This window comes from Synechococcus sp. CCY 9618, assembly GCF_019038415.1.
Classification (GTDB): domain Bacteria; phylum Cyanobacteriota; class Cyanobacteriia; order PCC-6307; family Cyanobiaceae; genus Cyanobium.
Genome location: NZ_JAFKRG010000040.1, coordinates 1 through 14,322 on the forward strand (window position 1 = coordinate 1; position 14,322 = coordinate 14,322).

General features: G+C 67.9%; 14 protein-coding genes. 5 read left to right on the forward strand and 9 right to left on the reverse strand.

The genetic code is table 11. The features are described 5' to 3' along the window. The 3 genes from KUG41_RS09190 to KUG41_RS09200 form a co-directional block, all read right to left on the reverse strand. A partial coding sequence (locus tag KUG41_RS09190) for a sigma factor (RefSeq protein WP_371734098.1) occupies positions 1 to 514 on the reverse strand: 514 nt, incomplete at its 3' end. A gap of 130 nt (positions 515 to 644) precedes the next feature. Further along, positions 645 to 1,316, reverse strand: a complete 672-nt coding sequence (locus KUG41_RS09195) for a GDSL-type esterase/lipase family protein (protein ID WP_216903442.1) — start codon at positions 1,314 to 1,316, stop codon at positions 645 to 647. Positions 1,317 to 1,378: 62 nt separating this feature from the next. Continuing rightward, positions 1,379 to 2,557 (reverse strand): pyridoxal phosphate-dependent aminotransferase, encoded by a 1,179-nt coding sequence (locus tag KUG41_RS09200; RefSeq protein ID WP_216903639.1) that lies wholly within the window; start codon positions 2,555 to 2,557, stop codon positions 1,379 to 1,381. A 149-nt stretch (positions 2,558 to 2,706) separates the two neighbouring features. On the opposite strand from KUG41_RS09200, the gene KUG41_RS09205 reads away from it, so the two are divergent. From KUG41_RS09205 to KUG41_RS09220, 4 genes are all read left to right on the forward strand, one after another. Then, positions 2,707 to 3,351 (forward strand): uracil-DNA glycosylase family protein, encoded by a 645-nt coding sequence (locus KUG41_RS09205; protein ID WP_216903444.1) that lies wholly within the window; start codon positions 2,707 to 2,709, stop codon positions 3,349 to 3,351. A 65-nt stretch (positions 3,352 to 3,416) separates the two neighbouring features. Next, a complete protein-coding gene (gene ispG / locus KUG41_RS09210; RefSeq protein WP_254217065.1) occupies positions 3,417 to 4,673 on the forward strand; it encodes a (E)-4-hydroxy-3-methylbut-2-enyl-diphosphate synthase in 1,257 nt (418 codons plus the stop codon). A 70-nt stretch (positions 4,674 to 4,743) separates the two neighbouring features. Next, complete coding sequence (locus KUG41_RS09215) at positions 4,744 to 6,075, forward strand: S41 family peptidase (protein ID WP_216903446.1); 1,332 nt, start codon at positions 4,744 to 4,746, stop codon at positions 6,073 to 6,075. Then, a complete protein-coding gene (locus KUG41_RS09220; protein WP_216903448.1) occupies positions 6,062 to 6,325 on the forward strand; it encodes a DUF6737 family protein in 264 nt (87 codons plus the stop codon). Before KUG41_RS09215 ends, KUG41_RS09220 begins: the two co-directional genes overlap by 14 nt. Positions 6,326 to 6,344: 19 nt before the next feature. Here the strand turns inward: KUG41_RS09220 and KUG41_RS09225 are convergent, their stop codons facing one another. From KUG41_RS09225 to mfd, 3 genes are all read right to left on the reverse strand, one after another. Beyond that, positions 6,345 to 6,512: a hypothetical protein gene (locus KUG41_RS09225; RefSeq protein WP_216903450.1), complete on the reverse strand. Its 168-nt coding sequence runs from the start codon at positions 6,510 to 6,512 to the stop codon at positions 6,345 to 6,347. Positions 6,513 to 6,592: 80 nt separating this feature from the next. Next, entirely contained in the window at positions 6,593 to 7,837 is a 1,245-nt protein-coding gene (locus KUG41_RS09230; RefSeq protein WP_216903452.1) for a hypothetical protein, read from the reverse strand. Positions 7,838 to 7,880: 43 nt separating this feature from the next. Beyond that, on the reverse strand, positions 7,881 to 11,474 hold the full coding sequence (mfd, locus tag KUG41_RS09235; protein WP_216903454.1) for a transcription-repair coupling factor: 3,594 nt from the start codon (positions 11,472 to 11,474) through the stop codon (positions 7,881 to 7,883). A 143-nt stretch (positions 11,475 to 11,617) separates the two neighbouring features. On the opposite strand from mfd, the gene KUG41_RS09240 reads away from it, so the two are divergent. Continuing rightward, complete coding sequence (locus KUG41_RS09240; RefSeq protein ID WP_216903456.1) at positions 11,618 to 12,499, forward strand: hypothetical protein; 882 nt, start codon at positions 11,618 to 11,620, stop codon at positions 12,497 to 12,499. A gap of 34 nt (positions 12,500 to 12,533) precedes the next feature. Here KUG41_RS09240 and gap read toward each other — a convergent pair whose 3' ends face one another. The 3 genes from gap to KUG41_RS09255 all read right to left on the reverse strand — a co-directional run bounded on the left by gap (position 12,534) and on the right by KUG41_RS09255 (position 14,240). Next, a complete protein-coding gene (gene gap / locus KUG41_RS09245) occupies positions 12,534 to 13,529 on the reverse strand; it encodes a type I glyceraldehyde-3-phosphate dehydrogenase (RefSeq protein WP_216903459.1) in 996 nt (331 codons plus the stop codon). A 116-nt stretch (positions 13,530 to 13,645) separates the two neighbouring features. Continuing rightward, positions 13,646 to 13,855: a hypothetical protein gene (locus tag KUG41_RS09250; protein ID WP_216903461.1), complete on the reverse strand. Its 210-nt coding sequence runs from the start codon at positions 13,853 to 13,855 to the stop codon at positions 13,646 to 13,648. Then, positions 13,845 to 14,240 carry a hypothetical protein gene (locus KUG41_RS09255; protein WP_216903463.1) on the reverse strand — a complete coding sequence of 132 codons (396 nt, stop codon included), beginning with the start codon at positions 14,238 to 14,240 and terminating at the stop codon, positions 13,845 to 13,847. Before KUG41_RS09255 ends, KUG41_RS09250 begins: the two co-directional genes overlap by 11 nt. Positions 14,241 to 14,322 lie beyond the last annotated feature (82 nt).

The window sequence follows — 14,322 nt, forward strand, 5'->3', positions numbered from 1 at the left end:
CCAGAGCAGCCGCCTCCAGGGGCTGGAGCCCCTGGCGGCGGCGCTTCTCCTGCAGCGCCAGCACCTGCTGGTGCAGGTCCCAGAGGGGACGGGGAATGCGCACCATCGGCTGGCGGTCCCGCCGTTCCCGCCGCATGGCGCCCTGGATGTACGGCACCGCAAAACTGCTGAGACTGACGTTGCGGGCGGTGTCGAAGGCCTCCACGGCCCGGATCAGTCCAAGGCTGCCCACCTGGGCCAGATCCTCGAAGCCCAGGCCGGCCTCGCGGCTCTGGCGGCCGGCGATGGCGAAGACCAGCGGCAGGTTGTCCTCCACCAGGAGATTGCGCCAGCGCAGCCGGGTCTCGGGATCGGGGGCATCGGCATAGGCCCGCAGCCGGCGCCGGTTGCGCAGGCGCCGATCGACCACCGCCTCCGGATTCGTTTCGCAGTCCTGGCAACGTTCCGGCAGAGCAGGGCTCCGGTGGGTCACCAGGGGCGGGGGTGCGGGGGGAGGGGGCGGAGGGCGATCCACGGCATCCATTCCTGTGGGGTGCGTTCTTTCAGGCTCGACCCATCCAGCCCCAGGGGGATCACTCCTTCGAAGGAGAGAGCTTCACCCCATCGGGTGATCCGATCGACGCTCTGACGTGGCAGCGACCGCTTCAGGGGGCCAGGGATACGGCGGCATGGGGCTCGAGTTCAGCCCAGTGGAGCAGCGCCGGCCACTGGCGCAGGCGCCCATAAACCTGGCCGTGGCCGTCGCCGTTGAGATGCAGGCCATCGCTGCAGAGCCAGTGCAGCCAGTGGGTGTCGGCCAGCAGATCATCGAGCAGCGGCAGAAAGGGCAGATCGGCCTCCATGCAGGCCTCCTCCAGCAGGCCCTCGTAGCGGCGCACGGTGGCCAGGTCGTACCAGAGCATGTCGGCGAAGGGCATCACGGCCTCATCCACCGGCGTGAGGCCCAGCACCAGCACCGGGGCGATGGCCTGAAGCCGTGGCAGCAGCTGCTGCAGACCGAACAGGAAGGCCTCAGGGGCCAGCTGGTGGCGTCCGTCGGGGCGACCCACCCGGGCTGTGTCGTTGAGACCGATCGACAGGAGAATCCCCTGGGGTCTGGCGCGGCGCAGTTCCCCGCGGCAGACCACTTCCGCTTCGCAGCGGGCCGCCAGCCGCTCCAGGCCGTCGCCCCGCACCCCGAGGCCATAGAGCACAGGCCCCTGGGGCAGGGCCATCCAGTGGCGTCGCAGCCGCTCGCACCAGCCCCCCTGGTCCGGATCTCCCGAGCCGTAGACCCCGCTGTCGCCCAGCACGACCAGCTTCTTGGCAACCTGCATGGGCGGGATCGGGATGCAGCGATCTTCCCCCACCGGCCGAATGTGGCACCAGGGCCGGGGAATCAGAGGCTCTGGCCGAAACGCCGCAGCCGAGCCAGCCCGTCATCGATCGTGGCAGGGGAAGCGGCACAGGAGAGGCGGATGCAGCGGTCGTCACCGAAGGCGACCCCGGGCACCACCGCCAGACCCACCTCCTCCAGCAGGCGGTGGCAGAGGGTCATCGAATCCAGTCCCCAGGCACTCACGTCCGGGAAGGCGTAGAAAGCCCCCTCCGGAGCCAGCAGTTCGAGCCCGGGAACGGCCATCAACCCGTCGGTGAGACGCGCACGGCGGCGGCTGAACTCCGCCGCCATCTCCCGCACGCAGTCCCGCGGGCCGCTGACGGCCGCCAGGGCGCCGTACTGGGCGAAGCTGCAGACATTGCTGGTGCTCTGGCTCTGCAGGGCGCTGGCGGCGGCCACCACGTGCCGGGCCCCCGCCAGCCAGCCGATGCGCCAACCCGTCATCGCCCAGCCCTTGGCGAACCCATTGACGATAAAGATCCTCTCCGCCAGGTCCGGCGCCACCGCCGCCAGGCTGTGGTGGACATGGCCCGGGGAGAGCAGCATCTCGTAGATCTCGTCGCACACCACCGACAGGTCGGGATGGCGGCGCAGCACGGTGGCGATCGCCTCCAGCTCGGTGCGGCTGAGCACCATGCCGGTGGGATTGGAGGGGCTGTTGAGCACCAGCAGTCGGCTGGCCGGCGTGATCGCCGCCTCCAGCTGCTCAGGGCTGAAGCGGAAGCCACCGCTGGCGTCGGTGGGGAGACGGCGCACAACCGCACCGGCCAGATGGGCCATTTCCGGATAGCTCAGCCAGTAGGGCGCCGGCAGCAGCACCTCATCACCCGGATCGAGCAGAACCTGAAACAGGTTGTAGAGAGCCTGCTTGCCGCCGTTGGTGACCAGCACCTGATCGGCCCTGGTGGCGACGCCGTTCTCCTGGCCCAGCTTGGCGGCGATCGCCTCACGCAGCTCCGGTTCACCGGCCACCGGCCCGTAGCGGGTGTGGCCCTCCTCCAGGGCCCGGGTGGCCGCCTCCCGGATGAAGGCCGGCGTATCGAAATCGGGCTCTCCGGCGCTCAGGCTGCAGATGTCCCTGCCCTGGCGGCGCAGCTCGCGGGCCTGGGCGGTGATGGCGAGCGTGAGCGATGGCTGCAGCGCCTGCGCCCGGGCGGAGAGCGTCAACAGGGCCGGCATGGGGGGGGCGGGCACCAGCGGGAGGGGCCTTGGGCAATTCCGACATCTTGCCCCATGCCCCTGCAGCTTCGGTGCACCCGGGGGCCATCGGCACCGGTTGATGCACTGCTGTCGGCGGAGCCGCCATCCGCATGGCCGAGGATGGGGGGATGGCCGGTGATTCCCCGCAAGCGTCCCTGTTCGCCACGCCGGAGCCGACCGCCGACCTGGTCGGCCTGCGGCAGCAGTGCGAGGCCTGTCGCCGCTGCGGTCTGGCGGCCGCTCGCCAGCAGGTGGTGATCAGCCGCGGCGACCCGAAGGCCCGCCTGATGGTGATCGGCGAAGGGCCCGGCGCCCAGGAGGACGCCACGGGCCTGCCCTTCGTGGGCCGGGCCGGCCAGCTGCTCGACCAGATGCTCGCCAGCGTGGGGCTGGACAGCAATGCCGATGCCTACATCTGCAATGTGGTGAAGTGCCGGCCGCCGGACAACCGCAAGCCGACGGCCCAGGAGATGCAGGCCTGCGCACCCTGGCTGGCCACCCAGATCGCGGCGGTGAATCCCGCCGTCGTGCTGCTGGCGGGGGCGACGGCCCTGGAGGGGGTGCTGGGCATCCGGGGCGGCATCTCCAGGCTGCGGGGCCAGTGGCATCCCTGGGAGGGCCGCTGGATGATGCCGGTGTTCCATCCCTCTTACCTGCTGCGCAATCCCTCCCGGCAGCAGGGAAGCCCCAAATGGCTCACCTGGCAGGACCTCCAGGAGGTGCACCGCAGACTCGAGGCCATCGCCACGGGGGCGGAAGCGCTGCCCGGCTGAGCGGGCGTCCGGCGGCCCGGAGGGCGGGTGTGCCAAGGTTTGGCCAGATCAGCAGTGCCGCCGCGATGACCGCCGCCCAGGCCCCCAGTGCCCCTTTGGCCCCCGGCGCCGGCCAGGTTCTCCCCCCGGACTGGGCCAGCGATCCCCGCTTCGACACGGTGATCCGACGCCGCCCGACCCGCAGCGTCCGCGTCGGCGAAGTGTGGGTGGGCAGCGAGCACCCGGTGGTGGTGCAGTCCATGATCAACGAGGACACCCTCGACGTGGAGGGGGCCACCGCCGGCATCCGCCGCCTGCATGAGGCGGGCTGCGAGATCGTGCGGCTCACGGTGCCGAGCCTGGCCCACGCCAAGGCGGTCAAGGAGATCCGCCAGCGGCTGGAGGACAGCTACCGGCCGGTGCCCCTGGTGGCCGACGTGCACCACAACGGCATGAAGATCGCCCTGGAGGTGGCCCAGCACGTCGACAAGGTGCGGATCAACCCCGGCCTCTATGTCTTCGACAAGCCGGACCCGAACCGCACCGGCTTCAGCGAGGAGGAGGTGGCGGCGATCGGCGAGCGCATCCAGGCCACCCTCGAACCGCTGGTGAGCCTGTTGCGGGAGCAGGACAAGGGGCTGCGTATCGGCGTCAACCACGGCTCCCTGGCGGAGCGGATGCTGTTCACCTACGGCGACACCCCCCTGGGGATGGTGGAGTCGGCGATGGAATTCATCCGCATCTGCGACCGTCTCGACTTCCACAACATCGTCGTGTCGATGAAGGCCTCGCGGGCCCCGGTGATGCTGGCGGCCTACCGGATGATGGCTTTCCGGATGGATGCCGAGGGCTTCCCCTACCCCCTGCACCTGGGGGTGACCGAAGCGGGCGACGGCGACTACGGCCGCATCAAGAGCACCGCCGGCATCGCCACCCTGCTGGCCGAAGGACTGGGTGACACGATCCGGGTGTCGCTCACCGAGGCGCCGGAGAAGGAGATCCCGGTCTGCTACTCGATCCTGCAGGCCATGGGGCTGCGCAAGACGATGGTGGAGTACGTGGCCTGCCCGAGCTGCGGCCGCACCCTGTTCAACCTGGAGGAGGTGCTGCACACGGTGCGCGACGCCACCGCCCACCTCACCGGCCTGGACATCGCCGTGATGGGCTGCATCGTCAACGGCCCCGGCGAGATGGCCGACGCCGACTACGGCTACGTGGGCAAGACCCCGGGCACCATCTCCCTCTACCGGGGCCGGGAGGAGATCCGTCGGGTGCCTGAGGCCGAAGGGGTGGAGGCGCTGATCGCCCTGATCAAGGAGGACGGTCGCTGGGTCGACCCCTGAACGGGGAACCGAACCGATCCATGGGCGCTACGTTGGAACGACGTTCCTGACTCCTCGAGGATCCCCGTCCATGGGAAGAGGTCGCGCCACCATCGTGGTGCTTGTTGGTCTTGGTGCCTGTGCCGCCACGGCGGTCATGGCCCGGGAAATGGCGCTGTCCCCCACCGGAAGCGTGACGATCAGCGACAGCCCCAAGGAGGTGATGGACCAGGCCTGGCAGATCGTCTTCCGGGACTATCTGGACACCACCGGCAAGTACACCCCGGACCAGTGGCGCAAGCTGCGACGCAGCGTGCTGGCCAAGAGCTACTCCACCCCCAAGGATGCCTACGAGGGCATCCGGGGCATGCTGGGCACCCTCGACGACCCCTACACCCGCTTCCTGGATCCGCGGGAATTCAAGGAGATGCAGATCGACACCTCCGGGGAGCTCTCCGGGGTGGGCATCCAGCTGAGCGTCGACAAGGAGACCAAGGAGCTGGTGGTCGTCTCGCCGATCGAAGGCTCACCCGCCTCCCGGGCCGGGGTGCAGCCGAAGGACGTGATCCTTTCGATCGACGGCAAGAGCACCAAGGGGATGAGCACGGAGGATGCGGTCAAGCTGATCCGCGGCAAGGCCGGCACCACCGTGACCCTGGTGCTGCGACGCAAGGACCAGAACATCGACACCCCCCTCACCCGGGAGCTGATCGAGATCCACGCGGTCAACCATCAGGTCAACACCGCCCCCGACGGAACCAAGGTCGGCTATATCCGCCTCAAGCAGTTCAGCGCCACCGCCACCAAGGACATGCGGGCCGCGGTGAAGGATCTGGAGGCCCAGGGGGTCAAGGGCTACGTGCTCGACCTGCGCAGCAATCCCGGTGGATTGCTGGTGGCGAGCGTGGAGATTGCCCGTCAGTGGATCAACGAGGGGATCATCGTCTCCACCAAGACCCGCGACGGCATCCAGGACGTGAAGCGGGCCACGGGCCAGGCCCTCACCACCAAGCCCATGGTGGTGCTGGTCAATGAAGGTTCGGCGAGCGCCAGCGAGATTCTTTCCGGTGCCCTTCAGGACAACAACCGGGCTGTGCTGGTGGGCCAGAAGACCTTCGGCAAGGGGCTGGTGCAGTCCGTGCGCGGCCTGTCCGACGGGTCCGGCATGACGGTCACCATTGCCAAGTACCTCACTCCCCGCAACCGGGACATCCACAAGCACGGCATCGATCCGGACGTGCCGGTGAAGATGACCGAGCTGGAGGTTCAGCGGCTCAAGCTCGAGGACATCGGCACCAACCGGGACAGCCAGTACCGGGTGGCCGAATCCACCCTGCGCAAGCAGCTCCAGGCTGCGGCCGTTGTGCAGAAAGCCTTCCAACCCGCCACCACCAACCTGCCGGCAGCCCTTGCCAAGCCCTGAAGCCAGCGGAGAGGATGCCGGCGCTCCGGGAACGGGTTCAGTCTGGAATCAGAAGCCCTGGTGGTGCCAGCCATGGAGCATCCTGCTCACCGGTCTGGGCGTCATCGGAACAAGTTGGTGGATGTTCCACCTCTGGTGGATCAGCGCTGGTGTCACCGTGGTGATCACCGCCTGGTGGCTGCTGTTCCTGGTGCTGATGCCGGCGGCCTGGCAGGCCCAGCAAGCTGCTGATCAAAGGGCACTGCACTGACTGGACCGGAGGCGTCGCTTCAGGCCACCGGTTGCATCAGCCCACCGCCGGGAGAGGAGTCGTCATCGTCGTTGTTGCCTGCATCCCCCTGAAGCAGGGCGAAGCAGCCGATGCCGAGGACGCTGAGCAGGGCTGGGAGCAGCATGGGGTTCTGTACGGCACCCGACACCTCGATCAGCTCACCCATGGCGTCTCGTTACGAAAGATGTAGCTACCTTAACGAAAATTCTCATGGTTGGGGCCCGGTCCCATGAAGGGCGCTCCGACTCAGTCAAAAACGTGGCCGTGCTCGTAGCGCTCCTCAAGGCCCGCAGCTTCGGTGAGGGCGGCCACGTTCTGTCGCGTGAAGAAGCCGTCGTAGCCCATGCAGCGCTCCACGTATTCGGTGATCAGCAGGGAGTAAGGAGAACTCTTCGAGAAGATCTGACGCAGGTTCGGCTGGTCACCGCACTCCCCCACGATGTCCGCCAGGAAGGAAACCCCCAGCTGACGGAGCGTCTTCACCACCACATCCACATTCTTTTCGCCGTTCACGTCACCGTCGGCCACCTCGTAGGCGATGTGATGCATGCGCCGCCCGAAGTTGCGCACGAAGTCTTCGGTGGGCATGGGCAGATTGAAGAGGGAATTCAGGTAGGACGGGGTGTTGTTGGCAGTGAACACCCGGGCCGGTGAGAGCTTGTCATCGCTCACCGTGGGATGGCGGGTGACGTTGGTCGAGGAATTCATCTCGACAATGTCGTAGGAGCCCCAGTAGTAGTAAGGAACCATCGTCAGATACTCGAGAATCGCGTCCTCCCGCTCCCCGGCCAGCACACGGGTGGCCAGATGGTCGATGCCGAGGATCCTGCCCTCCAGCCCGTGGTCGCGGTAGCGCTGGGCAGCGTCGTGAAGGGGCTGGAGGGCCTCCTCATCCAGGAGAATCCGGTCGCCCAGGTCGAGCGTCGCCAGGCCGTCCAGCGGCCGCTCGACATATCCGACCCGGTTGTAGGTGTAGTCGGAGAGGAAGGTGAAGCAGAGGTGCTCCGAGGCATAGAAAGGATTGACGGTTTCGCCCGGGTAGGCGAAGCGGATGTTCTGGGGTTCGAGGATCGCCCGCAGATCGGCACAGGAGCTCACCTGGTAAACCTCACCGATGTAACGGGCATTGGGCTTGTCGATGGAGAGGGGATACATCGCGTTCCAGCGGGTGATCTCATCCTCGAAATCGAGCGAGAGCGGTTCCAGCACGATCAGCCGCGGGAAGGCCTCGGCACCCTTGAGCAGATAGATCCGATGGGTGGCGTTGAGCCAGCACTCCTGGTAGCGGTAGGGGGTGGTGAGGCAGAGCTCGGCCAGGTAGGGCAGGGCGTTGCCGTGGTCCACCTGGATCACGATGGCCGCCATCGGACCCACCACCTGCTCGAGCCCCGAGCGGACCCGCCGTTCGTAGATGCGAGGCAGGAACTCCTCGAAGAAGGCGCTGTTGCGCTTGTCGCCCTTCGGCCGGTAGCTGGAGAGATCGACGGCCATGGGAGGAAGGGGTGAAACCATCTCCTAGCAGGATCCGGACAGCTCAGACCGCGAGCACGGCGGCGTCGCGGTTCCGCTGCTCAGCCTCCCGTTCGCCGGCGCTCCGCCCGTCGGCCTCCGGCAGCTGGGCGGCCATGGCCGTCAGCCATTCGCTCAGCTGCTCCACCTGCTGGGCAGGGCTGAGGGCCCCCAGCCCCCGTGCCAGCACCTTCGCCGTGCTGCCTGAGCCGCCCTGATACACCAGCCTGCCGTGCAGGTGCTGGGGCAGGCCCTGGCGCAGGCGCCGGAAGGCGGGCTCCTCCATGGGCGTCTCCAGGGCGATGTTGGGCTTCTCCGGCTTGATGCGCGAGAAGCCGCAGCGGCGCGCCAGCAGCTTCAGTTCCATCAGCTGCAGCAGACTCTGCACCGGGGCGGGGATGGGGCCGTAGCGATCGGTCCAACCGGCGGCCAGCTCCACCAGGGCACCCTTGCCGTCGCAGTCGGCGGCGGCCCGGTAGGCGGCCATCTTCTCGTCGGCCTCGGTGATCCAGTCGGCAGGAATGAAGGCCGTGACCGGCAGATCGATCTGGGTCTCGTCCACCGCCGGGATGTCCTGGCCCTGGATCTCCGCCAGGCACTCCTGCAGCATCTCCATGTAGAGGTCGAAGCCGATGGCCTCCATCTGGCCGCTCTGCTCCACCCCCAGCAGGTTGCCCACACCGCGGATCTCCATGTCGCGCATGGCCAGCTGGTAGCCGGAGCCCAGCTGGGCGAACTCCTGGATCGCCCGCAGCCGCTGGCGGGCCGCCTCGCTCAGGGAGGCATCGCCGGGATAGAAGAGCCAGGCGTGGGCCTGGATGCCGCTGCGGCCCACCCGACCCCGCAGCTGGTAGAGCTGGGCCAGGCCGAAGCGGTGGGCATCCTCCACCAGGATCGTGTTCACCCGTGGGATGTCGAGGCCCGATTCGATGATGGTGGTGCAGAGCATCACGTCGGCCTCACCGGCGTTGAAGGCCACCATGGCGCTCTCCAGCTCCCCCTCCGGCATCTGGCCGTGGGCCACCTGCAGCTTCAGCCCCGGCAGCATGGCCCGCAGCTGGCCCGCCACTTCCTCGATCCCCTCCACCCGCGGCACCACGTAGAACACCTGGCCGCCGCGGTCGAGCTCCTGGCGGATGGCGCTGCGCACCGCCTCCTCATCGAGGCTGGCCAGGTGGGTCTTGATCGGCCGCCGCAGCGGCGGCGGTGTGGTGATCAGGCTCATCTCCCGCACCCCCGAGAGGCTCATGTACAGGGTGCGGGGGATGGGCGTTGCCGAGAGGGTCAGGACGTCCACATCCTTCCTGAGCGCCTTGATCTTCTCCTTCTGATTCACCCCGAAACGCTGTTCCTCGTCCACCACCAGCAGCCCAAGGTCGCGGAAGCCGGTGCCCTTGCCCAGCAGCTGGTGGGTGCCCACCACCACGTCGGTGGCACCGCTGGCCAGCCCCTCAAGGATCGCCCTGCGCTCACTGGCGGTGCGGAAGCGGTTGAGCAGGGCCACCTTGAGCGGATAGGGGGCGAAGCGCTCGCTGAGGGTGCGCCAGTGCTGCTGGGCCAGCACGGTGGTGGGGGCCAGCAGGGCACATTGGCGGCCGGCCGTGACGGCCTTGAAGATGGCCCGGATCGCCACCTCGGTCTTGCCGAAGCCCACGTCGCCGCAGACCAGCCGGTCCATGGGCTGGGACCGCTCCATATCACGCTTCACCTCCACGATCGCCTTGAGCTGGTCGGGGGTGGGGTCGTAGGGGAAGGAATCCTCCAGTTCGCTCTGCCAGGGGCCATCTGGGGGAAAGGCAAAGCCCGGGGCCTGGTGGCGCTCGGCGTAGAGCTTGACCAGATCGGTGGCTACCTTCGCCACCGCCTTGCGGGCCCGCTCCTTGGCCTTGGTCCAGGCCGTGCCGCCCATGCGGTTGAGCTCCGGCGGGCTGTCGCTGCTGGCCCGGTAACGGCCCAGGCTGCCCAGCTGGTCGGCGGCCACCCGCAGCAGGCCATCGGCGTACTGCACCACCAGGTAATCGCGGGACTCACCGCCGAGGGCCAGCTTCTCCAGTTTCAGGAAGCGGCCGATGCCGTGGTTGCGGTGCACCACGAAATCACCGGGCAGCATCTTGCCCGGATCCACCGTGCGGCTGGCCGCCTTGCGGCGACGGCGGACGTAGCCGCTGGACGCCAGGCTGTGCTGACCGAAGATCTCCCGGTCGGTGAACAGCACCAGCTTCCAGGCCGGCAGCTGGAACCCCTCCAGCTCGGCGGTGCCGCGCAACTTCAGGGCCACCGGGGTGGCCTGCTCCACCAGCCGCTCAATGGCCGGAAAATCGCGGGCATTGGGCACGAAACGGGTGACGCAGTCGTGCTCCTCCAGCAACGCCACCGCCCGCGAGGGCTGGGCGGACACGATCCAGAGCTTGGCCTTCTCGCGCAGATGCCCCTTGATCTGATCGGCCAGGCGGCCGAACTGGTTGGGATGGGCCGGCACCGGCCGGCTGGCCAGGTCGAGGGCGTTGGGATGGCTGTCGCTCTCGTGCAGCTCCTCCAGATCGAAGCCGGTGAAGGCTTCCACCTCCGCCAGGGCCTTGGCGATGGGCCGGTGCAGCAGCCCCGGCAGGGGAAGAGGCGCAGCAGCGCCCTCGGCAGGGGCATTCACCACGTCGCGGTGATGCTCAGCCGCATGGTCGAACCACTGCTGGCCATGGGCGAGGCACTGGCGCCGCCCGTCGACCGCCACCAGGGTGCCGCCGGGCAGGTAATCGAGCAGGGAGGCCGGCCGTTCCCAGGCCAGGCCCATCAGCCGCCGCATGCCCTCGGGGGTGCCGCCCTCCAGCAGGAGGTCAAGGGCGTCAGGCTCCAGCAGCCGCTCCAGCCCATCGGGTATCCGCTGCCGCAGGGCCTCGGCCACCAGCGGCCCATAGCTGGTGGGGGTGAGGCGCACCTTCTCCACCACGTCGAGGGAGCGCTGGCTGGCGGGATCGAACTCCCGCAGCTTCTCCAGATCCTCGCCGAACAGCTCCAGCCGCACCGGCAGTTCGGCGCTGACCGGGAAGACATCGACGATGTCGCCCCGGCGACTCCAGGTGCCCTCCTGCTCGATCGTCGGCACCCGCTCGTAGCCCAGTCCCGCCAGGGTGAGGGCCAGATCCTCGAGGTCGATCCGATCCCCCTTGCGGAGGGTGAGGCAGCGTTCGGCCAGCACAGGGGGCGGTGGCAGGTGGGGCTGCAGGGCCCGTTCGGTGGCCACCACGGCGAAGCGGCCAGGGGATCCAATCGCGCCATCTCCGGCTCCCTCCACCAGCTCAGCGAGCACCTGAAGCTGGCCCCAGGTGATCTCCGTGGTGGGGTCGAAGGGCTCGTAGGGGGAGCCCTCGCTGGTGGGGTAGAGCTGGCAGAGGGGCCAGCCCATCAGCTCCAGCAGGGAAGCCCAGCGTCCCGCTTCCTCCAGGCTGGGCACGATCACCAGCAGAGGGGCCTCGTCGACGCCCGCCAGGGCACTGGCCACCAGTGCCCTGGCGGGCCGCCCCGCTCCGCTCAGCCGCAGACGCTCGGGCCGCAAGCAGCGCGCCCTCACCTCTGCGGTGAGGGTGGCGGCCTGCAGCTGGCGCACCAGGGCGTGGAGGGGCATCGGGACGCAGGAATGAACGGGAAGCGATCCTCGCAACCGCCGGAGCCGGTTGCGGATCCGCCGACGATTCGAGCCGCCTGCGGGACCCCCGGCTGTCCATCGGCCGACGGAAGCCTTCATGCTGGGGTCAGGTTCGTTCGTCGATGGCCCGCTTCCGCTGCACCACCTGCCGAGGTCTGCCCCTGCGGCTGCACCAGCCCTTCACGGGTCTGCCCCGCTGCGGGCGCTGCGGGGGCCTGCTGGACAGCGAGCGCCGCCGGCGCACCCCCTGGGGCCTGGCCGCCGGCGTTTCCGCCCTGGTGCTGGGCCTGGCGGCCTTCCCGGGGCTGCTGGATCGGGCAGGTTCCCTGCCCCGCCAGGCGCCGCTGGTCACCAGCCGGATCCTGGATCACTTCGAAGCGCCACCCGATCCCCGGCTGCGGCCGATGGCCCTGCTGGAGGGGGGGCTGATCGAGAGCCTCCAGGAGGCCGACCGTCAGTGGATTCCCACCACTGAACCTCTGCCGGGAGGCGGCATCCGTTTTCTCTATCGGCGCCGGGCCGGGGATCCCGAGCTCACGGTGCCCCAGCTGCAGGCCCTGATCCAGAACCCGCCGGATCACGACAGGGAGCGTCGGGCCATCAGCGACCTGCTGCGCACCTTGGAGCAGGCCGGGGTCCAGGTTCAGATGGTGGAACCCAGAAAAACCGGCGCGGCCGGGGAATGGGACCACGGAGCCCGCACCCTGCGGATCAAGCCGGCGGTGGTGGCGAAGGGCTCGGTGGACTTCGCCCAGGTGCTCAACCATGAGGCGATTCACGTGGCCCAGAGCTGCGCGGCCGGTGGCCTGCGCGCCGTTCCCAGAGAGCTGGGGCTGAGCCAGGCGGTGGCCCCCGAGCTGCGGATGCACCTGGATGACCCCCTCTACGCCGGAGCCTCCGCGACGGAGAAGACGCTGGAACGGGAGGCCTATGCCAACCAGCAGCAGCTCGAGATCGGCGCTTCCCTGGTGCGGGCCCACTGCCGGCTGCGCAGCCAGGGCTGAATCAGCGGCGACCCGGGGACGTGGGCGGCGCGGCTCAGACGGAGATGTGGCGGATCAGGTCGAGGCACTTGCTGGAGTAGCCCCATTCGTTGTCGTACCAGGCCACCACCTTGACGAAGGTGTCGGTGAGGGCGATGCCGGCGGAGGCATCGAAGACGGAGGTGCAGGTTTCACCCAGGAAATCTGTCGATACGACCGCGTCTTCGGTGTAGCCGAGGATGCCGGCCATCGGACCGGCGGCGGCGGCCCGCATGGCCGCCTTGATGGCGTCGTAGCTGGCGCCCCGCTCCAGGTTCACCGTGAGATCCACCACCGACACGTTGGGGGTGGGGACGCGGAAGGCCATGCCGGTGAGCTTGCCGCTGAGGGCGGGGATCACCTTGCCCACGGCCTTGGCGGCGCCGGTGGAGGAGGGAATGATGTTCTGGCCGGCGCCGCGACCGCCGCGCCAGTCCTTCACTGAAGGGCCATCCACCGTCTTCTGGGTGGCAGTGGTGGCGTGGACGGTGGTCATCAGACCGTCGCGGATGCCGAAATTGTCGTGGAGCACCTTGGCCAACGGCGCCAGGCAGTTGGTGGTGCAGGAGGCGTTGGAGACGATGTCCTGACCGGCATAGGTGCTGTGGTTCACCCCCATCACGAACATGGGCGTGTCGTCCTTGGAAGGAGCCGACAGCACCACCTTGCCGGCGCCGGCAGTGATGTGCGCACGAGCCCGTTCGTCGGTGAGGAACAGGCCGGTGGCTTCCAGCACCACATCAGCGCCCACATCCCCCCAGCGCAGGTTCGATGGGTCACGTTCGGCACTGATGCGGATGGAGCGGCCGTTCACCACCAGGGCGCCATCCTGGACCTCCACCTCACCGCTGAAGCGGCCATGGGTGGAGTCGTAGCGGAGCATGTAGGCGATGTAGTCGACATCGATCAGGTCGTTGATGCCCACCACCTCAATGTCCTCACGCCCGCAGGCGATGCGGAAGACCAGGCGGCCGATACGACCGAACCCATTGATGCCGATTCTGATGGTCACCGCCGCGACTCCTGAGGGAGAGAAAACCCAGGTTGCCACAGGGCATGGGCAGACCATGCGCTCCAGTGACAGCCATAGGGAACGCCCTAAAGCCGCCTTTGGTGCTGCCGATGCCTTCAGCCGGCGACGCAACCAGGGTGTCCAGCCAAAGGAAGCACCCCCACGAGCACAGGCAGGGGCCAGGAGAAACGCCCGAGGCGGGTGGGGTTGAAAGGTTTACCGTTGATCGCAGGCCTGCTGGAGGCACTGGTGCCGAAGGTGATGGGGGAGGTGTCGTTGTTATTGATGACGGTCAATGATCCATACAGATCGGCGTCATTGGCCATTGCGACGGTGCCGCGGCTGAATTGACTGCCCCTGTTGATTGCCCCTGTCATCACATTCCGGCGCGGTGTTGCTGTTCACGAGAAAAGTTGCCAGCACATTGACTCCACTGTTGAACGTCACCCCTTGGCCACTGCCTGTGAAATTCCAACCTATATTGGTGGCAACGTATGTATTCGAGATATTGAAGACAAAGAAATCGTTGGCCATACCGTTGAAATGAAGGGTCATGTCGTCTCCGAAGGAAGCGATCGCGTAGGAGTTCAGACCACCCATGCCGACGAGGTTCTGAAGGGAACTGCTGGCGAAGGAAAGGACACTTAATCTGCAGGAGACCAGAGTGATTTCAGCGCAGCCACCCTCAGCCGCGAACGTGCTGATATACACGCTGCGCGCAACAGCATCCGGGAGAGCCTCGGTTGCCCATGCATCGGCAACCTGCGTGGTGTTGTCCAGACCGTAGGACGTG